This is a genomic window from Qipengyuania gaetbuli (genome assembly GCF_009827315.1).
GTDB lineage: Bacteria > Pseudomonadota > Alphaproteobacteria > Sphingomonadales > Sphingomonadaceae > Qipengyuania > Qipengyuania gaetbuli.
Genome location: NZ_WTYF01000004.1, coordinates 2,094,993 through 2,117,239, shown reverse-complemented (window position 1 = coordinate 2,117,239; position 22,247 = coordinate 2,094,993). Strand labels below are relative to the sequence as shown.

Below are 22,247 nucleotides of genomic sequence, written 5' to 3'. Positions count from 1 at the left end.
TGAAGAGGGCGCCGCCTCCGGGCTGGCGCCCTTTTTCGTGGCCGCTGCAAATATCCCCTGACCAAGAAAATGCCCGCCGCGGCACGTGTGCCGGGCGGGCCAGAGGCGGAGCCGGCCGAACCGGCTCTGCGGTGTTCGAATTCAGGCCTTCGCGCCTTTCGCGCCGCGTACCTGGCGCAGGCGTCGCCGGCCAAGGATCGCGGCCGCGCCCAGACCGAACAGCGCCATCATCGGCGGTGCCGGCACTTCCGTTCCGCTGCTCGTGCTCGACGGCGGCGGGGGAGGCGGCGGGGGAGGCGGCGGGGGCGGGGGCGGCGGCGGCGGAGGCGGAGGCGGCGGCGGGCCGCCAGTCGTCGTGCCACCGGATGTCGAAGTGCTGGTACTCGTGCTGGTCGAGGAACTCGTGCTTGAGCTCAAGTCGCCGCTGGTCGAGGTCGAGCTGGTGATGTCGCCCGAAGTCGACGAGGACGTCGAACTGGAGGTCGAGGTCGAGCTGCTCACATCGCCCGAGGTCGAGGACGAGGTCGACGTCGAGCTCGACACGTCGCCCGAGGTCGAGCTGGACGTGGAGCTGGTGACATCACCCGAGCTGGACGAGGTGGTGGTCGAGGACACTTCGCCCGTCGAGCTGGAAACGCTGCCCGTGCTGGTCGAGGTGGACGTCGAGCTGGAGGTGCTGACCTCGCCCGTGGAGGTGCTGATGCCGCCGGTCGACGTGCTGGTCGAGCTGCCACCGGTGCTGGTGCTCGACGTAGTGGTTATGTTGATCGGGGGCAGGTCGCCGCCCGTGGTGGTGGTCGAATTGACGACAACGCTTCCGCCGCTCGATCCGCCGCCGAAGAAGCCGCCGAAGAAACCGCCGCCGAAGCCGCCGCCGTATCCGCCTCCATAGCCGCCCTGGATCGAGCGCGAGCCGCCGCCACCCGACGGCGGGGCCGCCTGCGGCAGCGGGGGTAGCGGCACGGGGGTCATCACCACGCGCTGCACCGGCGGGCAGACGTTGTTGGGATCATAGGCCGCTTCGGGCGAATCGGCGGGAACGCATTCGAGCACACGCTGCGGAATGGTGCGCGCGGCGCGGACCGGAGGCTTGGCCCGCTTGATCGGGACCGGCTTGGCCTTGGCCTGCTTGATGCTCTTGGATTTGTAGCTCGGCGCATCGGTGATCGGGCGTTCGGCCACGTGGACCGCGCCACCAACGACGAGCGCACCGCCGGCGGCGGTGGCTGACAATTTGGCAAGCGCTGCTTTGACCGACATATGATGCACTTCCTGCTGCGCGGGGGACTACCCCGCATCGATCGGAAAAGCCGGATTTTCGCGAATCCCCCGACCGACGAATTTACACGTCCTTATGAGGCCACAAAACTAAATTTTCCTGACCCGCGCGAGCGTTGCGCAAGGCCTGTCCCGCTATGGGACCGGAAAATCGCGGGATGTTACCGGGCGATTCAGCCTATTTGTCGAACATGTCCGACTGCCCCGCGGCGCGCGGCGCGCTCATGCCGAGATGCTGCCAGCCGCCATCGTTGAGCATCCGCCCGCGCGCGGTGCGTGCGATCAGCCCCAGCTGGATGAGATAGGGCTCGATCACTTCTTCCACCGTGTCGCGCGGTTCGCTGAGGCCCGCTGCCAGCGTCTCCACGCCCACCGGACCGCCCTTGTAGGTGGTCGCGATCATGGTGAGGTAGCGCCGGTCCATCGCATCGAGACCAAGGCTGTCGACCTCGAGCCGGGTCAGCGCCTCGTCGGCCACCCGGGTAGTCACCACCGCTTCGCCCAGCACGCTGGCAAAATCGCGCACACGGCGCATCAGGCGGCCTGCGACACGCGGGGTGCCGCGCGAACGGCGGGCGATCTCGCGCGCCCCGCCCTCGTCGATGCCCATGCCGAGCAGGCCTGCACCGCGGGTCACGACCTTCAGCAGCTCATCCTCGGTGTAGAAATTGAGCCGCACCGGGATGCCGAAACGGTCGCGCAGCGGCGTGGTGAGCAGCCCCTGCCGCGTGGTCGCGCCTACAAGGGTGAAGGGCGGCAAATCGATCCGCACGCTCCGCGCGCTAGGCCCCTCGCCGATGATGATGTCGAGCGCGCGGTCCTCCATCGCGGGATAGAGCACTTCCTCGACCACCGGATTAAGCCGGTGGATCTCGTCGATGAAGAGGACGTCGTTGGGTTCAAGGTTGGTGAGCAGCGCGGCCAGATCACCCGCCTTGGCGATCACCGGCCCGCTGGTGGCACGGAAACCGACGCCGAGTTCCTTCGACACGATCTGCGCCAGCGTGGTCTTGCCGAGGCCCGGAGGGCCGAAGAACAGCACATGGTCCATCGCCTCGCCGCGGTTCTTCGCCGCCTCGATGAAGACGCGAAGGTTCTCGCGCGCCGCCTTCTGCCCGACGAATTCGGACAGGCTCTTGGGCCGCAGCGCCGCGTCCGGGTCTTCCGGCTGCCGCTCGGGCGAATGGAGGGGAACGGGTTCGGTCATAGGGGCATTACCGGGCTCGATAAACGTATGCAGTGGCTGCGCGGGTCAATTTCGGGGCCTACAAAGCCCCAGTAACCTGTAGGTTCGCGATTGAGACACCTCTCTGAACGCCCGAACCACCAGCCCAGAAAGGCTACGAGCAAGATCGTCAGTGACATGGCGAGGAACGCTCTCTTGCTCACTGAATCACTCTCAAAACGGGTTCACCGTATAGCCGCGTTGCTGCAGCAATGCGTGGGCGGTCATGGCGGAGAGCGCCATTTCGACGCCCGGCAGCAGGTCCTCCTGCTTCACGCCATAGGCCGCCGCGCTCTGGCCGCAGACGATGAAGCGCACGCCTTCGCCCAGCATGACCTGCACCATGTCGGCAGAGGTGTTTTCGGGCTTGGCGAGCAAATCCATCACTGCCTTGCCGTGGACGACCACGGCGATGCGGATGTTGTCTTCCGGCACGCCGTGGGCGACGTGCATGTTGATGAAGCGCGCCGCGCTTTCGAAGCCCCGGTTGACCATGCCCTCGTCCGCCGGCTTTGCCACGTCGAAAGCGATGGCGAACTCGGTATCGGCGGGCACCTGCCCGATCCCTGCGACCGGCGCGTGCGGGCCGAATTGCGGGAAGACCGGGCCCGGCTTGAAGGCGCTCATGTCCTGGGCTGAAGCGCCGGTCGCCATCAGCGCGACTGCCACCATTGCTATCGTGATACGCATGGTCATTCCCCTTATCCCGCTGCCCGCTTCAACGCGATGCGGATGAGGTCGCCCTCGCTCGCGCCTTCGCCCAGTTCGCCTTGCGCGGCAGCTACTGCCCGCGCCGCGACGGCGGGCTTGAAACCCAGGTTCTCGAGCGCGCTCACCGCATCGGCGCTGGCTCCGCCCGCCGGAGTTACGGCCATCGCCGCGCCGCCGCCCGAGGAAGGCAGCGCGCCCGCCTTGTCCTTCAGCTCGTTGACGATGCGCCCCGCCAGTTTCGGGCCCACGCCGTTCGCGCGGGCGACCGTTGCGGCATCGCCGCTGGCGCAGGCTTGCTGCACCTCTGCGGTCGAGAGCGCGGACAGGATAGCCAGCGCCACCTTGCTGCCCACGCCCTGAACCTGGGTGAGCAGGCGGAACCAGTCGCGCTCCGCCGCTTCGGCGAAACCGAGCAGCCGCATGTCATTCTCGCTCACCTGAAGGTCGGTGTAGAGCGTGCAGGCCTCGCCCTTCTCGCCCAGCGCTGCGAGCGTCTTGGTCGAACAATGGACGAGATAGCCGACGCCGGCGACGTCGATCACCGCCCAGTCGGCACCGGTATCGTCGAGCAGGCCCTTGAGCTTCGCAATCATAAGTCTCTTTCCGCGCTACGCTTCGCTGCATGAGCGCGTTTTGTTCTTGCCCCCCAAGAAGGATTTGGTCCAGCACGAATGGACACGCGCCCACAGTTGCGACAGGAAGGCTCACCATGAGCTGGAACACTTTCGGACGCGTGCTTCGCTTCACCACCTGGGGGGAAAGCCATGGCCCCGCCATCGGCGCGATCGTCGACGGGTGCCCGCCGGGCATCGCGCTGGCCGAAGGCGACCTCCAGCCCTTCCTCGATGCGAGGAAGCCCGGGCAAAACAAGTTCACCACGCAGCGCAAGGAGGCGGACGAGGTCCGCATCCTGTCGGGCGTGTTCGAGGGAAAGACAACCGGCACGCCGATCAGCCTGCTGATCGAGAACACCGACCAGCGATCGAAGGACTATTCCGAGATCGCGAACACCTATCGCCCCGGCCATGCCGACTATGCCTATGACGCGAAATACGGCTTTCGCGACTATCGCGGCGGCGGGCGGTCCAGCGCGCGCGAGACGGCGATGCGCGTGGCGGCAGGCGCGGTGGCGCGAAAGGTCATCCCCGAAGTCAAGATCATCGCTTACGTCGCCGAAATCGGCGGCGACCGGATCGATCCGGCGAATTTCGACGCTGCCGAGATCGGCCGCAATCCCTTCTGGTGCCCGGATGCAGCCGCCGCCAAGCGCTGGGAAGCGCTGGTCGACGAGACACGGAAGGCCGGATCATCTCTCGGCGCGGTGGTCGAATGCGTCGCCACCGGCGTTCCGGCGGGCTGGGGCGCGCCGATCTATGCCAAGCTCGACAGCGACCTTGCCGCAGGGATGATGAGCATCAATGCGGCCAAGGGCGTGGAAATCGGCGACGGCTTCGAGGCAGCGCGCCTGACCGGCGAACAGAACGCCGATGCGATGTCACCGGGCGAAAACGGCCCAGAATTCGCGGCCAACCATGCAGGCGGCATCGCGGGCGGTATCTCCACCGGCCAACCGGTGGTCTGCCGCGTCGCTTTCAAGCCGACCAGTTCGATCCTCACCCCCGTCGCCAGTATCGACCGGCAGGGCGAGGCGACACAGGTGCGCACCAAGGGCCGCCACGACCCTTGCGTCGGTATTCGCGGGACACCGGTGGTGGAAGCGATGGTGGCGCTGGTGCTGGCGGACCACAAGCTGCTCCACCGCGGACAGACGGGTCGCTGAACTAGGGCTTCTTGCCTCCGGGCGGGGGCTTGAAATGCGCGTTCAGGATGATCCGTTCGCCATAGATGCGCGTACCGTTGCGCTCGCGCAGTTGCAGGCGATAGACGCCCTCTGCCTGCAAGGCCGCCTCACCGAAGCCGTACTGGGCAGGCGCTTCTCCAAGCAGGCGGCAATCACGCACCCGGTCGCGGCGGATGATCTCGCAATCGAGGCGGGCGACGCCTGCAATCCGTTCGGACTTTGCCGCGTCGGGATAGTAGCGATGCAACCGCTCGAACCGCATCGACGGGGCCCAGCTCAGCCGGACCAGCCGCTTCGGCGCGGCCGCCTCGCCGCCACCGCCCTTGCCGTTGCCTATGCCCGACCCCGTGCCCGTTCCGATGCCGCCCAGCCCGGTTCCACCCGGCCCGGTTATGGCGGAAGGCGGTACAAGGGCGAGATCAGGCCGCTCGACAGCGACCATGACCGGTTCCGGTTCCGTCAGGACGATCGGGGCCAACGGCAGGCTGCGCGCTACTTCGGGGGCAGGTGCGCCGCCCGCAATGTCCGGCTCTGCCGCAGGCGGATCGGGCACCGGCGGCGGCGGTTCGGGCGCAGCTTTGGGTAGCTGGATCACCGGGAGCGGCTGCGGCGGTTCGGGCACTGCGGCACGCATCTGGAGGGCTATCAGCAGGAGCGCGAATTGCGAGATCGTCAGGCCGGCCGCAATGCCGGCGCTGCGCCAGTCGAGGCGCCTGTTTCCTGCCGCGGAGCGCGGGGATCGGTCTGCGAGGACAGCTCCCATCCCCTTCACCTAGCACGATAATCGGGATTTCGCGAACCGGCTTGTGACGCCCCTCTCTTGCGCCAGACGCAACGAAGTCGCGCGACAGTTGCACTTATCGAAAGTTCCAATCGATTGATTGATTATTTCGATGCTCGCAATCGCACAAAATCGCTTTTGTGCATCGCAGCGAACCCTATCTGGAAAGCACGAATTCCAACCCGAACATACGGAGAATAACAACCATGGGTATCATCGGAAGCCAGATCAAACCGTTCAAGGCCACCGCCTTCCAGGCCGGCAAGGACTTCTACGACGTCACCGACGAAGATGTGCGCGGCAAGTGGGCCGTGTTCTTCTTCTATCCGGCCGACTTCACCTTCGTCTGCCCGACCGAGCTCGAAGACCTCGGCGAGCATTACGAAATGCTCCAGAAGCTGGACGTCGAAGTCTACGGCGTGTCGACCGACACCCACTTCAGCCACAAGGCATGGCACGACACCTCGGAAAAGATCGGCAAGCTGAATTTCCCGTTCCTGGGCGACCAGAACCACGAGCTGGCCAAGAACTTCGACGTGCTGCGTGAAGGCGTCGGCCTGGCCGATCGCGCCACCTTCGTCGTCGATCCGGACGGCGTGATCCAGCTGGTCGAGCAGACCTGCGAAGGCGTCGGCCGCAATGCCAACGAACTGGTCCGCAAGATCCGCGCCGCCCAGTACGTGCGCAACAATCCCGGCCAGGTCTGCCCGGCAGCTTGGGAAGAAGGCAGCGAAACGCTGGCTCCCTCGCTCGACCTCGTCGGCAAGATTTAAGCGCGACAAGACCGGCGGCGCCCATCTTCTCCGGGTGCCGCCCAAGAGCCCGAGCCTGACTGGACTCGGGTCGCTGGAAGGCCCGGGGCACTTGCCTCCCCCCCGCCCCGGGCCTTTTCCCATCCTCCCATCCCTTCGGAGATTTCCATGCTCGACACCGCGATGAAGCAGCAGCTCTCGACCTATCTCGCCAATCTGCGCGAGCCGATCGAACTCGTCGCCTCGCTGGGCGATGACGCCAAGTCCGCGCAGACGCGCGAACTGTTGGAGGAAATCGCCGCGCTGCACGAACTCGTCAGCGCGAGCTTCGACGGGACCGACGCGCGCAAGCCCAGCTTTGTCATCCGGCGCGCCAGCGATGCGGAAAAGTGGGTGCGCTTCGCGGGCCTGCCGATGGGCCACGAGTTCACCAGCCTCGTCCTCGCCCTGCTGTGGGCCGGCGGACACCCGCCCAAGGTCGATGCCGACCTCATCGAACAGGTCCGCGGCCTCGAAGGCGATTACAATTTCGAGATGTATTTCTCGCTATCCTGCCACAACTGCCCCGACGTGGTGCAGGCGCTGACGCTGATGGCGCTGGAAAACCCGCGCATAACCGCCACGCTGATCGAAGGCGGCACGCACAAGGACGAGGTCGAGGCACGGGAAATCATGGCGGTGCCCGCGACCTTTCTCAACGGCGAGCCCTTCTACAACGGCAAGATGGAATTGGCCGAGATCCTCGCCAAGCTCGACACGGGCAGCGAGGAGAAGGCGGCAGAAAAGCTGTCGGCCAAGGGCCCGTTCGAAGTGCTCGTCATCGGCGGCGGTCCGGCAGGCGCGGCGACTGCAATCTACACTGCGCGCAAGGGCTTTCGCACCGGTATCGCGGCGGAACGCTTCGGCGGGCAGCTGCACGACACGCTCGGCATCGAGAACCTCCCCGGCACGCCCTATACCGAAGGGCCGAAGCTGGCTGGCGAATTGAAGCGCCACGTGGGCGAATATGACATCGACCTGATGGATCTCGCCAAGGCCGTGAAGCTCGTCCCCTCCACCAAGGAAGGCGGTCTGCACACAGTCGAGCTTGGCAATGGCGCAAGCCTAAAGGCCCGCAGCCTGATCCTTGCGACGGGTGCCCGCTGGCGCAATCTCGGCGTGCCGGGCGAGGCGGAATACCGCAACAAGGGTGTCGCCTATTGCCCGCACTGCGACGGTCCGCTGTTCAAGGGCAAGCGCATCGCGGTGATCGGCGGCGGCAATTCGGGAGTCGAGGCGGCCATCGACCTCGCCAAGATCGTCGACCACGTCACGCTGATCGAATATGACGAGAAGCTGCGCGCCGACGAAGTGCTGCAGGCCAAGCTACGCAGCCTCCCCAATGTCGAGATCGTCACCAGCGGCCAGACGACCGAGATCACCGGCGAGAACGGCAAGGTGAACGGCCTCGTCCTCAAGGACCGCAAGTCGGGTTCGGAACGCCGCGTCGCGCTGGAAGGCGTGTTCGTCCAGATCGGCCTCGTGCCGAACACCGAATGGCTGCAGGACTCGGGCCTCGAGCTGACCAAGTTCGGCGAGATCGTCACCGACGAGGAAGGCCGCACCAATGTGCCCGGCATCTTCGGCGCAGGCGATGTGACCGACGTGCCTTACAAGCAGATCGTCGTCGCCATGGGCGAAGGTTCGAAAGCGGGCCTGTCCGCCTTCGATTACCTGATCCGCACCGAGCCGGTCGAGGACATCGCCCAGGCCGCCTGAAATTGACCCAGATCAGTCACGAAAGCGTCGTCATTCCAGCGGGATGGCGGCGCTTTTCGCATCTGGGGCACGCTTCGCCGCTCAATCGCTTATGGCAATCAATTTGAACCGTTTAATCGATTGGACGAATTAACGGGCGGCGTTCATCGTCTTCCGGTTCTCGGGCGGGAGACCGAGTCTTTTTCGAAGGAGAGAGTTCAATGGACGCCAAGACCGGAGATATCAGCGGTTGTCCTTTCCACGGCAGCGCCGGCACGCGCTCGCTGTTCGGCCGTACCAACCGCGACTGGTGGCCCGACCAGCTCGACCTTGAAATCCTGACCGAAGGCGGCCGCGCGGCCGACCCGATGGGAGAGGATTTCGACTATTGCGAAGCCTTCAACGCGCTCGACTACAACGCGCTCAAGAAGGATCTCACCGACCTGATGACCGACAGCCAGCCCTGGTGGCCGGCAGACTATGGTCACTATGGCCCCTTCTTCATCCGCATGGCCTGGCACGCAGCCGGTACCTATCGCACGGGCGATGGCCGTGGCGGCGGCGGCAGCGGCCAACAGCGCTTTGCTCCGCTCAACAGCTGGCCGGACAACGGCAACCTCGACAAGGCTCGCCGCCTGCTGTGGCCGATCAAGCAGAAGTACGGCAAGCACATCAGCTGGGCCGACCTGTTCATCCTCACCGGCAACGTCGCCATTGAATCGATGGGTGGCCCCGTCTTCGGCTTCGGCGGCGGCCGCAAGGACGTGTTCGATCCGGAAACCGTCTACTGGGGCACGGAAGAACAGTGGGTCGACACCGGGGCGGAAACCCGCATCCTGCCCGACGAGGGCAAGGCGCTGGAAAACCCGCTGGCAGCGATCCAGATGGGCCTCATCTACGTCAATCCCGAAGGTCCGGGCGGCAATCCCAACGACTGGGAAGGCATGGCACGCGACATGAAGGAAACCTTCGCGCGCATGGCCATGAACGACGAGGAAACCGTCGCGCTGACCGCCGGTGGCCACGCCTTCGGCAAGGCCCACGGCGCAAAGCCTTCGGACACCTTCTCGGGCGCGCCGGAAGGCGAAACCCTGCACCGCATGGGCTTCGGCTGGCTGACCGATCCGGAAGAAATCGAGAAGGGTCACATCACCACCTCGGGTATCGAAGGCGCCTGGACGCCTAACCCGACGCAGTGGGGTGGCGACTACTTCCGCCTGCTGTTCAAGTACGATTACGAGCTCGTCCAGAGCCCGGCCGGTGCGAACCAGTGGCAGCCGATCAATCCCGATCCGGAAGACATGGCACCCGATGCGCGGGACCCGAGCAAGAAGGTTCCGACCATGATGACCACCGCCGACATGGCGCTGAAGCGTGACCCGGACTATCGCAAGATTTCCGAACGCTTCCGCGACGACCAGGCGGCGCTGGACGATGCCTTCGCCCGCGCATGGTTCAAGCTGTGCCACCGCGACATGGGTCCCAAGGTCCGTTACCTCGGCCCCGAAGTGCCCACCGAAGACCTGATCTGGCAGGACCCCGTCCCCGCCGGCAAGCAGGCCTCGGACAGCGCGGTTGCCGACTTCAAGGCCAAGGTCCTCGCCAGCGGCCTGTCGGTTGCCGAACTGGTCAAGGCGGCCTGGGCTTCGGCCTCGACCTACCGCAATTCGGACCACCGCGGCGGCGCCAATGGTGCCCGTATCCGCCTCTCGCCGATGAAGGACTGGAAGGCGAACGAGCCCGACAAGCTCGCCAAGGTCCTGGCCAAGCTCGACGAGCTGCGCGGCGACCTCTCGATGGCCGACGCCATCGTGATCGCCGGTTCGGCTGCAGTCGAGAAAGCAGCCAAGGATGCAGGCTTCGACGTCTCTGTCCCGGTTACCACCGGTCGCGGCGATGCAAGCCAGGAGCAGACCGATGCCGAGAGCTTCGAGCCGCTTGAGCCCTTCGCCGACGGCTTCCGCAACTACCTCAAGACCAAGGCTTCGGTGAAGACCGAGGACATGCTGGTCGACAAGGCACACCTGCTCGGTCTCTCCATCCCCGAGATGACCGTGCTGGTCGGCGGGTTGCGCGCAATGGGCGCGGTCTATGGCGACAAACCGCTGGGCGTGCTCACCGACACGCCGGGCAAGCTCGACAATTCCTTCTTCGTGAACCTGCTCGAGATGGGCACGGTGTGGGAAGTGGTCGACGAGAGCGGTGACGAGGAATTCGTCGGTCGCTGCCGGATCAAGGGCGCAGAGAAGTGGCGCGCCACGCGCACCGACCTCGTCTTCGGTTCGAACTCGCGCCTGCGCGCCGTGGCCGAAGTCTATGCCGAGAATGGCAACGAGGAAAAGTTCGTGCGCGACTTTGTCAAGGCCTGGACCAAGGTCATGGACGCGGACCGCTTCGACCTCAGCTACGCCAAGTACCACAAATAACGGGTCATACCCGAGCCCACTGGGCCGCAGAAGAAGCCCCCGGCAGCGATGTCGGGGGCTTTTTCGTGCTTTACTGCGCGTCGGCACAGGTTAGGCCGGGCGCATGAGCATCGTATTTTCTGGCCGGGTCCGTGTCCTTGCCGCGATCATTTCGCTGGCGGCCTTTATCGGGCTTGGCGTGCAATCGACGCTGAACCTCGAGCGGGACGGAAGCCCGCTGGTATCCTTCGCATTGCTGCTGCGCTTCTTCACGATCTGGAGCAATCTGGCAGCGGCGGTGCTGTTCGCATGGATCGCAGCGAAGGGCTCGATCCACCGTGCCGTGCCCTTCGCCCTGGCGACCGCGCTCACGATCGTGGCCATCGTCTATCATGCACTGCTGGCGGCGGACCATCATCCGGTCGGCCTCGACTGGTATACGAACCAGATGCACCACACGGTCATCCCCGCCGCGACGGTCGGCTGGTGGCTGGCCTTCACCCGTCCGGTCGACAACGGCTGGAAAGACCTGCCGCTGGTGATGATCGCGCCGGTGGCCTACACCGTTTTCGCGCTCGTTTACGGAGAGATGAGCGGTTTCTACGCCTACTTCTTCCTCGACGTACTGCAGTACGGATACGGGCGGGTTTTCGCGAATATCGCGGGCCTGGCCCTCGTGTTCATGATGTTCGGCGCGCTGCTTCTTGCATTGCGCCGTCTCGTCAGCGCTCGCGCCTGAGCACGATGTAGAGCGCGCCCTCTCCGCCGTGGCGCTGGTGCGCGCGGCGGACGGCGGCAATCGCCGAATGATGGCTGGAGGCTGCCAGCCAGTCGAGCACCTTGGCCCTGATCGCCCCGCGCCGCTCCGCCCGGTCGGCCGGCGCGACGGGTCGCGGCTTTCCGGTGATCAGCAATACGATGCGCGCGCCCATGGCGCGGGCCTGCGCGATCCCGCTCATCAGGCGGTCGTAGGCCGCATCGAGCCCGTGGTCGTGCAGGTCGAGCGTCACGTCGGGCTGGATGGACCCCGATTTGAGCCTGCGGTCCCAATGGGAATCGAGCGAATTGGTCTGGGGCGGCGGCGGAGGTGGTGGCGCCGCCTGCTTCGGCGGCGCTACCGCTTTGCGGGCCCTCGGCAAGGGCTTGGGCGGAGCAGGCGCAGGCACGGCGGCCGGTGCAGGCGTCACTGGCCGCCGTGCCTGCGGGTGAAGCGGATCGACCGTCGCGGCGACCTTTTCCCACGCCGCCGCTTCTTCTGCCGTCAGGCCACGCGGCGCAGTCACGGTGTGAGACGCGCGAGCGTTCCCTTGGGCAGGAGGATATAGGCCTTGCCGCGTCCGCTCATGCCTCCGGCAATCTCGCGCGCATCGGCGCCGTTGCCCCAGAAAGTGTCGAAGCGGTTGGCGCCCTTGATCGCGCCGCCCGTGTCCTGCGCCACCCAAAGGCCATCGGCCACGTCCCGGTCGAGGTCGAGCCAGACGGGCGCGCCATAGGGGACGAACTTCGGGTCCACCGCCACGCTGTCGCGGCCGCGCACCGGCACTTCGAGAGAACCGAGCGGGCCATCGGTTGTCAGTTCGCGGAAGAAGATCCAGCTCTTGTTGAGGTTCATCAGCGTCTCGCCCTCTGCAGGGTTGTCGCGGATATACTGGATGATGCCCTGCATCGAACCGGGATACTGACCCGGCCCGTCGCCGATCAGTCCGCGTTCGCGCATGACCGAACCGACGCCGACATATTCGCGCCCGTTCTGCCCGGCATAGCCGATGCGCATGACGCTGCCGTCCGGCTGGCGCAGCAGGCCCGAGCCCTGGATCTGGAGGAAGAAGAACTCGACCGGATCGGCGGCCCAGGCAATTACCGGCACCTTGCCTTCGAGCGCGCCTGCGACGATCTCGGCCCGCTCGAAATAGGGCACGAACTTGCCGCTCTCGTCGTAGCGGCCTAGCGGGGGCCGGCCTGTCCGTTCGGCTTCGGGAGTGTCATCGGGCCATGCGCGCACGAGGTCGGTCGGCATGGCATATACCGGCACGTCGTATCCCGGCGCGCGGGTGCGACTGCCGAGGATTTCCGGCTCGAAATAGCCGGTTGCGAAGGCCTTGCCCTCGCCCACGACGGCGGTTTCGAACTGGCTGGTGAAGAACAGGCGCGGCTCGCTCGACCAGTTGGTCGCGGCAAGGCACGGGCCCTGCCAGTCGAGCCGGCTGGTCAGGCCGCTCGCATCGTCGCGGAACAGGATCTTGTCGCACGAGGCGCGGAAGGCCGACAGGGCGGCAGCGGCATCCTGCGAGCCGATCGGCAGGCTGGCGATGTCGGGACCGGCGGTCAGGCCTGCCGACAGGGCATTGTCGGCCAGCGTCGCAGGCGGCGGCGGGACCACGCCCGTGTCCATCGGCGGCCTTGCATCGGGAACCACGGCACAGGCGGACAGCAGCAAAGCCGCCCCTGCTATGAGCGCGCTTCGCATCCATCCGTCTCCTGTGCTGGCGGTGATCAGTCCTGGTCGGTTTCGTCGAGGACCCAGTTCGGGTCCATCGCGTCGACATGGCGGCGGAAGGTCCAGATGTCCCGGCTTTCGACGGCATCGTCGAGCGAGCCTGCCACCACGGTGCCATCCTTGTCGCGGGTCACGGCCGCGATATCGGCGACAAAGCGCACAGCAATACGCGCGTCCTTGCCCGCGAGTTCGGCCGAATGGACGGTCGCGTCCTCGATCCGGATCAGGCGGTTGTCGAGCGTTTCGCCGGCAGCCTCGCGCGCGTCGATGGCGGCAGCGAAGCTGGCGTAGACATCGTCGTCGGTCAGTTCGCGCAGGGTTTCGCGGTCGCCCTTCCAGAAGGCTTCGAGGATCATGGCGTAAGCCGCCTTCGCCCCTTCGAGGAACGACAGCAGGTCGAACCGCGAATCGGAGGCGGCAATCGCGCGGATCGCGGTTTCGTTTGCGCTGGTGGCATTGTCCACGCTGCGCAGCGTCACGGTCGGGCGGGCGGCGGGAATCGCATCGGCACTGCCTGCGACCGGCGGCGGAGGCGCGTTCTGTTCGCGCGGGCCATAGCTGCGGCGGATCGGGTCCTCTTCCTGCTCTGACCGCTGGCCGAGCACCGAATAGAGGCGCAGGCCGAGAAAGGCGGCGATGGCGGCAAGGATGACGATCTCGTAGATCACTGGCGAAATTCCGTTCTGGTCGACTTGGCAAATCTGCGGGGGGAGGCAGGTTACCGGCCCTGTCTCCCTACTGCCCTAGATAGGGACCAATTACAAACGCACAATGGGCGCTGCCGGGTCCAGACACCCCCATCACGCACCGGACCGTCGCCTTCCTCGCGCATTGCCCCGCGCCCTGCACGGTGCTAGGCGCGCGCCCTGAAATGCGGGGCGCGTGCGCGTCCGGTGACCGATCCCGAATTGCCAGTCTAGAGAAAGCTTGCCCGATGGCCGATGAAAACGACGTACTGACCGATCTCAATGCGGACCCTGCAGCCGGTGCCAACGGCGCGGACAACCGCCCCACGGTCGGCGTCCTCAACCAGTATGTGAAGGACCTCTCGGTCGAGAACCCGAATGCGCCGGCTGCCTACCAGTGGTCGGAACAGCCGCGCATCGACGTGCAGGTCAACATTGCGGCAAACAAGATCACCGACGAAGTGCACGAAGTCGAACTGAAGATGACCGTGCGCGCCGATGCGGACCAGGGCGCGATGTACATCGTCGAGCTGGCCTATTGCGGCCTCGTCGGCATCCGCAACGTTCCCGAAGAACACGCGCACGCTTTCCTGTTCGCGGAAACGCCGCGCCTGCTCTTCCCCTTCGCCCGCGGCATCATTGCCGAAGCCGTACGCGACCTCGGTTACCCGCCGCTGATGCTTGATCCGATGGATTTCGGCACGCTCTACCAGCAGCAGCTGCAGGCCCGCGCCGCGCAGCAGGCGCAGGGCACCCCGGCTCCGACCGGGAACGCCTGAGGCGAGGAGCTCTGATGGAGGCTCGCCCATGAGCCTGCTCAAGCACGTCGGCACGATCGGCTCGCTCACCATGGTGAGCCGCATCGCCGGAATGGCGCGCGAGATGATCTTCTCGCGCGTCCTCGGCGCAAATGCCGTGACCGATGCCTGGTTCCAGGCCTTCATCATCCCCAACGTCTTCCGCCGCCTGTTCGCGGAAGGCGCTTTTTCGGCCGCCTTCGTGCCGATGTTTTCCAAGCGGCTCCACGGCGAAGGCGGGCTGGAAGAAGCGCGCAGCTTTTCCGCCGACGTGCTCAGCGTCTTCCTGCCGGTGCTGATCGCGCTGTGCATCGTCTTCGAACTGGCGATGCCCGGCGTCATCTGGCTGCTGGCGGACAAGCCGATCAATCCGGGCGAATTCGACCTTGCGGTCGATTTTGCGCGGATCATGTTCCCCTACATCGTGCTGGTCAGCCTGGTGACTCTGTTCACCGGCATGCTCAATTCGGTCTCGCGCTTCGCGCCCGGCGCCAGCTTCCCGATCATCCTCAACATCGTGCTGATCGCCGCCTTGCTGACAGGCGAAAGGTGGATGGAGGAGGGCGCGAGCCTGGAGCAGGTCACCTATGGCATCGCCTGGGCGGTGACCGCAGGCGGCGTGATCCAGCTGCTCTGGCTGCTTTACTGGGTGCGGGTCGAAGGCTTCCGGCCCAAGCTCCTGTGGCCGCGCATCACGCCCGAGGTGAAGCGCCTGTCGATCATCGCCCTGCCCGCCGCGATCGGCGGCGGCGCCTATCAGATCAACACGCTGGTCCAGCTCTACTTCCTCAACCAGCTCGAAAGCGGGTCGGTGAGCTACATGAACTATGCCGACCGGCTGAACCAGCTGCCGCTCGGCATCATCGGCATTGCCCTGTCGACCGCCATCCTGCCGACGCTTTCCAAGTTCGTGGGCGGCAACAACAAGGAAGGCGCGGACCGCATCCAGTCGGACGCGATCGAGCTGTCGATGCTGCTGACCATTCCTGCAGCCGTAGCGATGGCGATCTGCGCGACCCCGTTCATCACCATGATCTTCCAGGGTGGCCGCTTCGACCTTGCCGATGCGGCAGTCACGGGCGAGGTACTGGCCGCGCTTGTCCTCGGCCTGCCCGCCTATGTGCTGGTCAAGGTGCTGGTGCCCAATTTCTACGCGCGGTCCGACACCAAGACACCGGTCTATGCCGCCTTCATCTCGCTGGCGGTCTTCGTCGGGTTCAACATCGCCTTCCTGCAGCGGTTCGGCGTGGTCGGCGTCGCCTATGCCAGCGTCATCGGTGCCTGGATCAACGTTGGCTATCTCTACATCGTCCTGCTGAAGCGCGGGTATTACGCCATCCCGCTGTCGCTGGTCGGGCGTGTCGCTCGCCAGCTGGTCGCAGCCGCAGCCATGGGCGCAGCCTTGTGGTTCGCGCGCGATTTGCTAACCGGCTGGTATTCGGCCGGCCTGTTCGAACGGCTGGGTGCACTTATCGTCCTCGTCGCATGTTCGGCGGTGGTCTATTTCGGGGTGGCGTTCGCAGTCGGCGCCATCGACCGGCAGCGCATCGCTGCCCTCACCAGGAAGAAAGCTTCGTAACCCGTCATGCGCGTTGTTTCCGGCATCCAGCCCACCGGCAATCTCCACCTCGGCAATTACCTGGGGGCGATCCGCAACTGGGTGCGCATGCAGGACGAGATGGAAGAAGGCTCGCAGTGCCTGTTCTTCCTCGCCGACCTGCACGCGATCTCGATGCCGCACGATCCTGTCGAACTGCGCAAGGGCACACTGGAAATGGCCGCCGCGCTGGTCGCGTGCGGGATCGATCCGCAGCGCAGCGTGCTGTTCAACCAGGCACAGGTCCCGCAGCACGCGGAACTGCAGTGGCTGCTGGGCGGCACGGCCCGCATGGGCTGGCTCAATCGCATGACGCAGTGGAAGGACAAGGCGGGCAAGAACCGCGAAGGCCAGTCGGTCGCGCTGTTCACCTACCCCGTGCTGCAGGCCGCCGACGTGCTGCTTTACCAGGCCACCCACGTGCCGGTGGGCGAGGACCAGAAGCAGCATCTCGAACTGGCGCGCGACATCGCGCAGAAGTTCAACAACGACTTCGCTTCCGAGGAAGCGCCGGTCTTCACCCTGCCCGAACCGATCGTGCCGCCGCAGGCTGCGCGCATCATGAGCCTGCGCAATGGCGCGGCCAAGATGAGCAAGTCGGACCCTTCCGACATGAGCCGCATCAACCTCGCCGACGATCCGGACGATGTCATGAAAAAGATCAAGAAAGCCAAGACCGATCCCGAGCCCTTGCCGAGCGAGGTAGAGGGGCTGGAAGACCGCCCCGAGGCGCTGAACCTCGTGACGATCTACGCCGCGCTGACCGACGGCAGCGTCGAAGGCGTGCTGAAGGACTTCGGCGGCGAAGGCTTCGGCAAGTTCAAGCCTGCGCTTGGCGAACTGCTGGTGGAAACGCTGCGCCCGATCTCGGCGCGGTTCACCGAGCTGCTCGAAGACCGCGAGGCACTGGACGCGATCCTCGCACGCGGCGCGGCGCAGGCACGCGAGATCGCCGTGCCCACGCTCGATGCGACCTACGAGGCGCTCGGCCTCGTGCGGGGGTAGGTCAGACCTTCACCGCAGTGCCGCTGGCGCTGACCATCAGCATCGATCCGGTGTCGCCGATCACCTCGTAATCGAGGTCGATGCCGACCACCGCATTGCCGCCGCGCGTGGCCGCTTCGGCCTGCAGTTCCTCGATCGCCTGATTGCGCGCATCGGCAAGGATGCGTTCGTAGCTGCCCGAACGCCCGCCGACGATGTCGCGGATATTGGCGAACAGGTCGCGGAAGATGTTCGCACCCACGATCACCTCGCCGGTGACGATGCCCATGTATTCTTGGATCGGCCTGCCTTCGATCGTGGGGGTGGTGGTGACGATGACGCCGCGCGCGTCTTTCCAGGGTCCTGCCATGCCTGCTCTCCTACTTGCGCTTCGGGAAGGATGCGCGAAGGAAGGTCGCAAGGAAACCCAGCATCGCGCCGAGCTGCCATGCGGGAATCGCCTCGCCGAAGATCAGCGTGGTCAGCCGGTCGAAAACCTGCGGGAAAATGAGCCCGCCAGCCCAGCCCGCCGCGGCCCCGAACAGCATCGCCACCAGCGATACAATGGCAATAAATACGGGCCCCAACAGGACCAGTCCGACCAGTCCTGCACCGCGATTTACTTCCGACATGCCGCTCTCCTTGTTGATTTGCTGTATTACTACACCAATACGCAAGGAAAGTCAAGCAAATCAACCCATTCCGAGCGCGGCCTTGTAGGTATCGAGGATCGTTTCCTGCTCGCTGCGCTCGTCCGGCTTCATTTTGCGAAGCTTGATGATCTGGCGCATGATCTTGGTGTCGTAGCCCACTGCCTTGGATTCGGCGTAGACGTCGCGAATATCGTCGGCGATGCCCTTCTTCTCTTCTTCGAGGCGTTCGATGCGCTCGATGAGAAGGCGCAGGCGGTCGTCGGTGGCTTCGGCCATGTGAAGGTAACTCCGGTGATCTTGAGAATCGGTTGGCCGGTGCGAATAGCCACCCAGCCGCGCGGGGTGAAGGCGGCGACTCGCTACTCCACGCGATTTTTCGCGATACTGGCTTCCATGCGCTCCAGCTGCTCGGGCGTGGCAGGAGACTGGCGGGTCGCCTTCCACTCGTCCTGCGGCATTCCGTGCACCAGTTCGCGCGCCTGCGCCTTGTCGCCTTCGTAACCGGCATCGATGATCCAGTCGGCAAGGCAGTTGCGGCAGAAACCGGCCAGTCCCATCAGGTCGATGTTCTGGGCATCATGGCGGTGCTGCAGGTGCCGGACCAGCCGCCGGAAAGCTGCTGCCGCTACGTCATCGGGCAGTCGGTCGAGCGGGTCGGGTGCATTCGTAACCATGTCATCGTCCTTGAAATGTCTCACCGCCCTGCCATAGCGCTGGTTCATGGCAAAGCCCGACAAAGAGCGCGAAGGCGCACCCAAGCTCGATCCCCGTGGCCGCAAGGTCAAGATTCTCGCGACCGTGGGCCCGGCCAGCCGATCTCCCGAAATGCTCGCCCGCCTGTTCAAGGCCGGGGTCGATGCCTTCCGCGTCAACATGAGCCATGGCGAGCACGAGACCCATGCCGAGACGATCGCCGCGATCCGCGCGCTGGAAAAGCAGTTCCACCGCCCCATCGCGATCCTTGCCGATCTGCAGGGTCCGAAGCTGCGCGTGGGCAAGTTCAAGGACGGCAAGGCGGTCATCCGCCATTCGGGCCACTTCACGCTCGACCGCAATCCCGAGCCGGGTGATGAGACCCGCGTCGAATTGCCGCATCCCGAGCTGTTCGGCCTGCTCGAAAAGGGCCAGCGCCTGCTGATCAACGACGGCAAGATCCGCCTACGCGTGATCCGTGCCGACGAGAACGAAATCCTCTGTTCGGCAGAGGTCGGCGGCGTCATTTCCGACCGCAAGGGCGTCAACGTACCCGATGCCGAAGTGCCGATCCCCGCACTGACCGACAAGGACCGCAAGGACCTGGCCTTTGCCATGCAGCAGGGCGTCGACTGGATCGGCCTCAGCTTCGTGCAGCGTCCCGAAGACCTTGCCGAAGCGCGCAAGCTGATGGGCGGCTATGGTGCGCTGTGCGCCAAGATCGAAAAGCCGATGGCGGTCCGCCGGCTCGACGAGATCATCGAACTGTCCGACGGCATCATGGTCGCCCGCGGCGATCTCGGCGTGGAGCTGGAGCCGCAGGAAGTCCCGCCGCTGCAAAAGCAGATCGTCAACAAGGCGCGCACCGCCGGCAAGCCGGTGATCGTCGCCACCCAGATGCTCGAAAGCATGATCGAGAGCCCCGCGCCGACCCGCGCCGAGGTCTCCGACGTCGCCAATGCCGTCTATGACGGAGCTGACGCGGTCATGCTGTCGGCCGAAACCGCCGCCGGCGACTGGCCGGAGGAAGCCGTCACCATCATGCACCGCATCGCCCACCAGGTCGAACGGGACGAGGCTTACCTGCCGCGCGTGCGCTTCCTCGACACGCCGCCGGACAAGACCACTGCCGACGCGCTGGCCCATGCCTGCATGACCGTGGCCGACACCGTCTCGATCGCCGCGATCACCGTCTTCACCGGATCGGGCAGCACCGCCCGCCGCGTGGCGCGCGAACGCCCGAGCGTGCCGATGCTGGTCCTCACGCCCAGCATGAAGACCGCCCGCCGTCTTGCCCTGCTGTGGGGCGCGCACGCCGTGGCCACCAAGGACATCGGCAGCTTCGAAGAGATGATCGCCAAGGGCAAGCGCATGGCACTGCGCCATGGCTTTGCCGGGGCGGGCAGCAAGCTGGTCGCACTCGCAGGCGTACCCTTCGGCACGCCCGGCTCCACCAATCTCATGCACGTCGTCACCGTCAGCGGCGACGAGCTGGAGAAATACCAAGGCAGGTGATCGTCCGCGGCTGTCTCAGCCGTAAGGCAGTCTCACATCCCAGCGCAGCGCTTCGACACCGCCCGCATCGAGCGAGTCCGCGGCGCGTGCGACGAGGAGCGATTCGTCCGCGATATCCTCGATCGCGTTCTCTTTCTCGCCCGGGAAATACATCTGCGTGGTCAGGCGCGCCTGCCGGCTCTTGATATCGAAATGGATGTGGCGGGGCCGCGGGGTGCCGCCGAAGGCATAGATGCCGGGGCGGATGGTGCGAAAACGGTAGCGCCCTTGCGCATCGGTCACCAGCACGGCCGAACCCTGGAAATAGGGGTCGAGCGGCAGTTCCTCGCGCTGGTCGCCGCCGTGCATGTACCGACCCACCGCATTGGCCTGCCACAGGTCCAGCGTCACGCCCGCAAGCGGCGAGCCGTCATGGTTGGTCACCACACCGAAGACATCGAGGAGGTCGCCCTGCGCCGTGCCATGGACGCCCTGCACATGGGTCAGGTCGGAATCCTGGTCGAGCGGCCTTGCGGTCGGATAGAAGGGGCCGAGCTGCTGCGGCGGGGTCGATTTGCCGAGGACTTCGAGCAGGTCCTGTCCGGCTACGGGTGCCGCGATGGTGGCAGCGCCCCCTGCGACGATGAAATTACGGCGTGAAAATGCAGGCATAGTCTCCCTCCCTAGAAGAGCTGCGCACCCTGCGACCGTAATTGGCTTGTTATCGGCTCACGCTAGAGCGCTCGCGCTTCCGGAACAAGCCCGCTCGAACTGCAGCAGGCCTAAGCGGCCGCCCGCACCAGCCGCGCACGCGCCTCTACCTCGCCGATCAGCGGCAGGAGTTCCGCCATGTCCGGGCCGTGGTCCATGCCGGTCAGTGCCTGCCGCAGCGGCAGGAACAGCGGCTTGCCCTTGCGCCCCGTCGCCTCCTTCAACGCGTTGGTGAGCGCGTGCCAGGGATCGTCGCCCCACGCGAGCCGGCGCGCAGCTTCTGCAAGGTAAGCGCGGTCGTCTTCGGCAAACTCCGGCTGCTCGATCGGGCCGGTCACGAGCCGCCACCAGTCGGCCGCCTCGTGCACGTGCGACAGGTTCGGACGGATGGCATGCCAGCCGGCCTCGTCCATGCCTTCGGGCAGGCGATGCTCGACGGATGTGAAATCCATCTGGTGCACCAGCGCGGCATTGATCCGCTCCAGTTCCGCATCGTCGAATTTCGCAGGTGCCCGACCGAAGGTGGACAGGTCGAAGCTGTCGACCAGCGCGCTGCGCTCGGCGATCGGTTCGACCGGCTGGCTTGTCCCGAGACGGGCGAGCAGCGCCACCAGCGCCTGCGGTTCGATGCCTTTCTCGCGGAAGGCATCGCAGCCCAGCGAGCCGAGGCGTTTCGACAGCTTCCCCTCGCGCCCGACCAGCAATGCCTCATGCGCGAAACGCGGCATTTTTGCTGCAGCATATTGTGCAGCAATAAGCGCGGTAAACATCTGAATTTGAACGGCAGTATTGCTGACGTGGTCTTCGCCGCGCAGCACGTCGGTAACGCCCATGTCGAGATCGTCGACCGCGCTCGGCAGCATGTAGAGCCAGCTGCCGTCGGCGCGGCGGATGACCGGATCGGAAAGCTGGGCAGCGTCAAATTTCTGCGCCCCGCGCACGCCGTCGTCCCAGGTGATCGGTTCGTCATGGTCGAGCTTGAAGCGCCAGTGCGGGGCGACGCCTTCCGCTTCCTTCGCCGCACGTTCGTCCTGCGTGAGCTTGAGCGCGCCGCGGTCGTAGATCGGCGGCAGGCCGCGACCCAGCTGGATCTTGCGCTTCAGTTCGAGTTCCTGCGCGGTCTCGTAGGCGGGATAGACCCGGCCTGCGGCCTTCAGCGCCTCGAACGCAGCCTCGTACTTGGCAAGGCGCAGCGACTGGCGCTCCTCGCCATCGGGCTCGAGGCCGAGCCAGGCGAGATCGGCGCGGATCGCCTCGACATACTCCTCGCGGCTGCGCTCCGCATCGGTGTCGTCGATGCGCAGCATGAAGCGCCCGCCGGCCTTTCGCGCGAGCATCCAGTTGTGGAGCGCGGTGCGGATATTGCCGACATGGAGACGCCCGGTCGGAGACGGCGCGAAACGCGTGATGGTGGTCATGGCCGCGCCGATAGCGCAGCGCGCAGC

The 22,247-nt window shown here is 65.6% G+C and carries 23 protein-coding genes; 9 read left to right on the top strand and 14 right to left on the bottom strand.

Annotated elements, in window-relative coordinates:
- Window positions 1-141: 141 nt before the first annotated feature.
- The 4 genes from GRI42_RS12860 to ruvA form a co-directional block, all read right to left on the bottom strand.
- Window positions 142-1,260 carry an MYXO-CTERM sorting domain-containing protein gene (locus GRI42_RS12860; protein ID WP_160608865.1) on the bottom strand — a complete coding sequence of 373 codons (1,119 nt, stop codon included), beginning with the start codon at window positions 1,258-1,260 and terminating at the stop codon, window positions 142-144.
- Window positions 1,261-1,456: 196 nt separating this feature from the next.
- Window positions 1,457-2,485: a Holliday junction branch migration DNA helicase RuvB gene (gene ruvB, locus GRI42_RS12855; protein ID WP_160608864.1), complete on the bottom strand. Its 1,029-nt coding sequence runs from the start codon at window positions 2,483-2,485 to the stop codon at window positions 1,457-1,459.
- A 192-nt stretch (window positions 2,486-2,677) separates the two neighbouring features.
- Window positions 2,678-3,193 carry a DsrE family protein gene (locus GRI42_RS12850; protein WP_170290019.1) on the bottom strand — a complete coding sequence of 172 codons (516 nt, stop codon included), beginning with the start codon at window positions 3,191-3,193 and terminating at the stop codon, window positions 2,678-2,680.
- A gap of 11 nt (window positions 3,194-3,204) precedes the next feature.
- Window positions 3,205-3,807 (bottom strand): Holliday junction branch migration protein RuvA, encoded by a 603-nt coding sequence (ruvA, locus tag GRI42_RS12845; RefSeq protein ID WP_160608863.1) that lies wholly within the window; start codon window positions 3,805-3,807, stop codon window positions 3,205-3,207.
- Window positions 3,808-3,923: 116 nt separating this feature from the next.
- Here ruvA and aroC point away from each other — a divergent pair, with 116 nt between their 5' ends.
- Window positions 3,924-4,994 (top strand): chorismate synthase, encoded by a 1,071-nt coding sequence (gene aroC, locus GRI42_RS12840; RefSeq protein ID WP_160608862.1) that lies wholly within the window; start codon window positions 3,924-3,926, stop codon window positions 4,992-4,994.
- Window position 4,995: 1 nt separating this feature from the next.
- On the opposite strand, the gene GRI42_RS12835 is transcribed toward aroC, so the two are convergent.
- Window positions 4,996-5,778, bottom strand: coding sequence for an energy transducer TonB (locus GRI42_RS12835; RefSeq protein ID WP_160608861.1), 783 nt, complete (start codon window positions 5,776-5,778; stop codon window positions 4,996-4,998).
- 224 nt (window positions 5,779-6,002) lie between these two features.
- On the opposite strand from GRI42_RS12835, the gene ahpC reads away from it, so the two are divergent.
- The 4 genes from ahpC to GRI42_RS12815 all read left to right on the top strand — a co-directional run bounded on the left by ahpC (window position 6,003) and on the right by GRI42_RS12815 (window position 11,429).
- Entirely contained in the window at window positions 6,003-6,569 is a 567-nt protein-coding gene (gene ahpC / locus GRI42_RS12830; protein ID WP_160608860.1) for an alkyl hydroperoxide reductase subunit C, read from the top strand.
- Between the two features lie 147 nt (window positions 6,570-6,716).
- A complete protein-coding gene (gene ahpF, locus GRI42_RS12825; RefSeq protein WP_160608859.1) occupies window positions 6,717-8,306 on the top strand; it encodes an alkyl hydroperoxide reductase subunit F in 1,590 nt (529 codons plus the stop codon).
- 200 nt (window positions 8,307-8,506) lie between these two features.
- A complete protein-coding gene (gene katG, locus GRI42_RS12820; RefSeq protein ID WP_160608858.1) occupies window positions 8,507-10,711 on the top strand; it encodes a catalase/peroxidase HPI in 2,205 nt (734 codons plus the stop codon).
- 103 nt (window positions 10,712-10,814) lie between these two features.
- Complete coding sequence (locus tag GRI42_RS12815) at window positions 10,815-11,429, top strand: Pr6Pr family membrane protein (RefSeq protein WP_160608857.1); 615 nt, start codon at window positions 10,815-10,817, stop codon at window positions 11,427-11,429.
- Here the strand turns inward: GRI42_RS12815 and GRI42_RS12810 are convergent.
- From GRI42_RS12810 to GRI42_RS12800, 3 genes are read right to left on the bottom strand one after another with little or no spacing between them, the layout of a single operon-like run.
- Window positions 11,413-11,973, bottom strand: a complete 561-nt coding sequence (locus tag GRI42_RS12810; RefSeq protein WP_160608856.1) for a Smr/MutS family protein — start codon at window positions 11,971-11,973, stop codon at window positions 11,413-11,415. The two genes, GRI42_RS12815 and GRI42_RS12810, sit on opposite strands and share 17 nt — an antisense overlap.
- The gene (mltA, locus tag GRI42_RS12805; RefSeq protein ID WP_160608855.1) at window positions 11,970-13,157 is read right to left on the bottom strand and encodes a murein transglycosylase A; all 1,188 of its coding nucleotides are present in this window, start codon (window positions 13,155-13,157) and stop codon (window positions 11,970-11,972) included. Before mltA ends, GRI42_RS12810 begins: the two co-directional genes overlap by 4 nt.
- Window positions 13,158-13,183: 26 nt before the next feature.
- A complete protein-coding gene (locus tag GRI42_RS12800) occupies window positions 13,184-13,855 on the bottom strand; it encodes a Tim44/TimA family putative adaptor protein (protein ID WP_160608854.1) in 672 nt (223 codons plus the stop codon).
- 266 nt (window positions 13,856-14,121) lie between these two features.
- Between GRI42_RS12800 and secB the strand changes: the two genes are divergently transcribed.
- From secB to trpS, 3 genes are read left to right on the top strand one after another with little or no spacing between them, the layout of a single operon-like run.
- Complete coding sequence (gene secB / locus GRI42_RS12795) at window positions 14,122-14,652, top strand: protein-export chaperone SecB (protein ID WP_160608853.1); 531 nt, start codon at window positions 14,122-14,124, stop codon at window positions 14,650-14,652.
- Window positions 14,653-14,680: 28 nt separating this feature from the next.
- A complete protein-coding gene (gene murJ, locus GRI42_RS12790; RefSeq protein ID WP_160608852.1) occupies window positions 14,681-16,249 on the top strand; it encodes a murein biosynthesis integral membrane protein MurJ in 1,569 nt (522 codons plus the stop codon).
- A 6-nt stretch (window positions 16,250-16,255) separates the two neighbouring features.
- A complete protein-coding gene (trpS, locus tag GRI42_RS12785; RefSeq protein ID WP_160608851.1) occupies window positions 16,256-17,272 on the top strand; it encodes a tryptophan--tRNA ligase in 1,017 nt (338 codons plus the stop codon).
- Window position 17,273: 1 nt separating this feature from the next.
- On the opposite strand, the gene GRI42_RS12780 is transcribed toward trpS, so the two are convergent.
- The 4 genes from GRI42_RS12780 to GRI42_RS12765 form a co-directional block, all read right to left on the bottom strand.
- Window positions 17,274-17,621 carry a heavy metal-binding domain-containing protein gene (locus GRI42_RS12780; protein ID WP_160608850.1) on the bottom strand — a complete coding sequence of 116 codons (348 nt, stop codon included), beginning with the start codon at window positions 17,619-17,621 and terminating at the stop codon, window positions 17,274-17,276.
- 10 nt (window positions 17,622-17,631) lie between these two features.
- Window positions 17,632-17,883 carry a hypothetical protein gene (locus GRI42_RS12775; RefSeq protein ID WP_160608849.1) on the bottom strand — a complete coding sequence of 84 codons (252 nt, stop codon included), beginning with the start codon at window positions 17,881-17,883 and terminating at the stop codon, window positions 17,632-17,634.
- Window positions 17,884-17,943: 60 nt separating this feature from the next.
- Window positions 17,944-18,180 carry a DUF2312 domain-containing protein gene (locus GRI42_RS12770; protein ID WP_160608848.1) on the bottom strand — a complete coding sequence of 79 codons (237 nt, stop codon included), beginning with the start codon at window positions 18,178-18,180 and terminating at the stop codon, window positions 17,944-17,946.
- Between the two features lie 83 nt (window positions 18,181-18,263).
- The gene (locus tag GRI42_RS12765; protein ID WP_160609220.1) at window positions 18,264-18,578 is read right to left on the bottom strand and encodes a DUF1244 domain-containing protein; all 315 of its coding nucleotides are present in this window, start codon (window positions 18,576-18,578) and stop codon (window positions 18,264-18,266) included.
- Between the two features lie 46 nt (window positions 18,579-18,624).
- Between GRI42_RS12765 and pyk the strand changes: the two genes are divergently transcribed.
- Window positions 18,625-20,112: a pyruvate kinase gene (gene pyk / locus GRI42_RS12760; RefSeq protein ID WP_160608847.1), complete on the top strand. Its 1,488-nt coding sequence runs from the start codon at window positions 18,625-18,627 to the stop codon at window positions 20,110-20,112.
- Between the two features lie 15 nt (window positions 20,113-20,127).
- On the opposite strand, the gene GRI42_RS12755 is transcribed toward pyk, so the two are convergent.
- Both GRI42_RS12755 and gltX read right to left on the bottom strand, forming a co-directional pair.
- Window positions 20,128-20,763: a dioxygenase family protein gene (locus GRI42_RS12755; protein ID WP_160608846.1), complete on the bottom strand. Its 636-nt coding sequence runs from the start codon at window positions 20,761-20,763 to the stop codon at window positions 20,128-20,130.
- A 110-nt stretch (window positions 20,764-20,873) separates the two neighbouring features.
- Window positions 20,874-22,220 carry a glutamate--tRNA ligase gene (gene gltX, locus GRI42_RS12750; protein WP_160608845.1) on the bottom strand — a complete coding sequence of 449 codons (1,347 nt, stop codon included), beginning with the start codon at window positions 22,218-22,220 and terminating at the stop codon, window positions 20,874-20,876.
- Window positions 22,221-22,247 lie beyond the last annotated feature (27 nt).

Excerpts from the sequence above, each read along its gene's own strand:
- secB (WP_160608853.1), top strand. The coding sequence starts at position 14,122 with ATGGCCGATGAAAACGACGTACTGACCGATCTCAATGCGGACCCTGCA.
- ruvA (WP_160608863.1), bottom strand. The coding sequence starts at position 3,807 with ATGATTGCGAAGCTCAAGGGCCTGCTCGACGATACCGGTGCCGACTGG.
- GRI42_RS12815 (WP_160608857.1), top strand. The coding sequence starts at position 10,815 with ATGAGCATCGTATTTTCTGGCCGGGTCCGTGTCCTTGCCGCGATCATT.
- ahpC (WP_160608860.1), top strand. The coding sequence starts at position 6,003 with ATGGGTATCATCGGAAGCCAGATCAAACCGTTCAAGGCCACCGCCTTC.
- trpS (WP_160608851.1), top strand. The coding sequence starts at position 16,256 with ATGCGCGTTGTTTCCGGCATCCAGCCCACCGGCAATCTCCACCTCGGC.
- GRI42_RS12835 (WP_160608861.1), bottom strand. The coding sequence starts at position 5,778 with ATGGGAGCTGTCCTCGCAGACCGATCCCCGCGCTCCGCGGCAGGAAAC.
- GRI42_RS12780 (WP_160608850.1), bottom strand. The coding sequence starts at position 17,621 with ATGGCAGGACCCTGGAAAGACGCGCGCGGCGTCATCGTCACCACCACC.
- GRI42_RS12765 (WP_160609220.1), bottom strand. The coding sequence starts at position 18,578 with ATGGTTACGAATGCACCCGACCCGCTCGACCGACTGCCCGATGACGTA.
- GRI42_RS12755 (WP_160608846.1), bottom strand. The coding sequence starts at position 20,763 with ATGCCTGCATTTTCACGCCGTAATTTCATCGTCGCAGGGGGCGCTGCC.
- GRI42_RS12850 (WP_170290019.1), bottom strand. The coding sequence starts at position 3,193 with ATGCGTATCACGATAGCAATGGTGGCAGTCGCGCTGATGGCGACCGGC.
- mltA (WP_160608855.1), bottom strand. The coding sequence starts at position 13,157 with ATGCGAAGCGCGCTCATAGCAGGGGCGGCTTTGCTGCTGTCCGCCTGT.
- gltX (WP_160608845.1), bottom strand. The coding sequence starts at position 22,220 with ATGACCACCATCACGCGTTTCGCGCCGTCTCCGACCGGGCGTCTCCAT.
- murJ (WP_160608852.1), top strand. The coding sequence starts at position 14,681 with ATGAGCCTGCTCAAGCACGTCGGCACGATCGGCTCGCTCACCATGGTG.
- ahpF (WP_160608859.1), top strand. The coding sequence starts at position 6,717 with ATGCTCGACACCGCGATGAAGCAGCAGCTCTCGACCTATCTCGCCAAT.
- GRI42_RS12775 (WP_160608849.1), bottom strand. The coding sequence starts at position 17,883 with ATGTCGGAAGTAAATCGCGGTGCAGGACTGGTCGGACTGGTCCTGTTG.
- aroC (WP_160608862.1), top strand. The coding sequence starts at position 3,924 with ATGAGCTGGAACACTTTCGGACGCGTGCTTCGCTTCACCACCTGGGGG.
- GRI42_RS12770 (WP_160608848.1), bottom strand. The coding sequence starts at position 18,180 with ATGGCCGAAGCCACCGACGACCGCCTGCGCCTTCTCATCGAGCGCATC.
- pyk (WP_160608847.1), top strand. The coding sequence starts at position 18,625 with ATGGCAAAGCCCGACAAAGAGCGCGAAGGCGCACCCAAGCTCGATCCC.
- GRI42_RS12860 (WP_160608865.1), bottom strand. The coding sequence starts at position 1,260 with ATGTCGGTCAAAGCAGCGCTTGCCAAATTGTCAGCCACCGCCGCCGGC.
- ruvB (WP_160608864.1), bottom strand. The coding sequence starts at position 2,485 with ATGACCGAACCCGTTCCCCTCCATTCGCCCGAGCGGCAGCCGGAAGAC.
- katG (WP_160608858.1), top strand. The coding sequence starts at position 8,507 with ATGGACGCCAAGACCGGAGATATCAGCGGTTGTCCTTTCCACGGCAGC.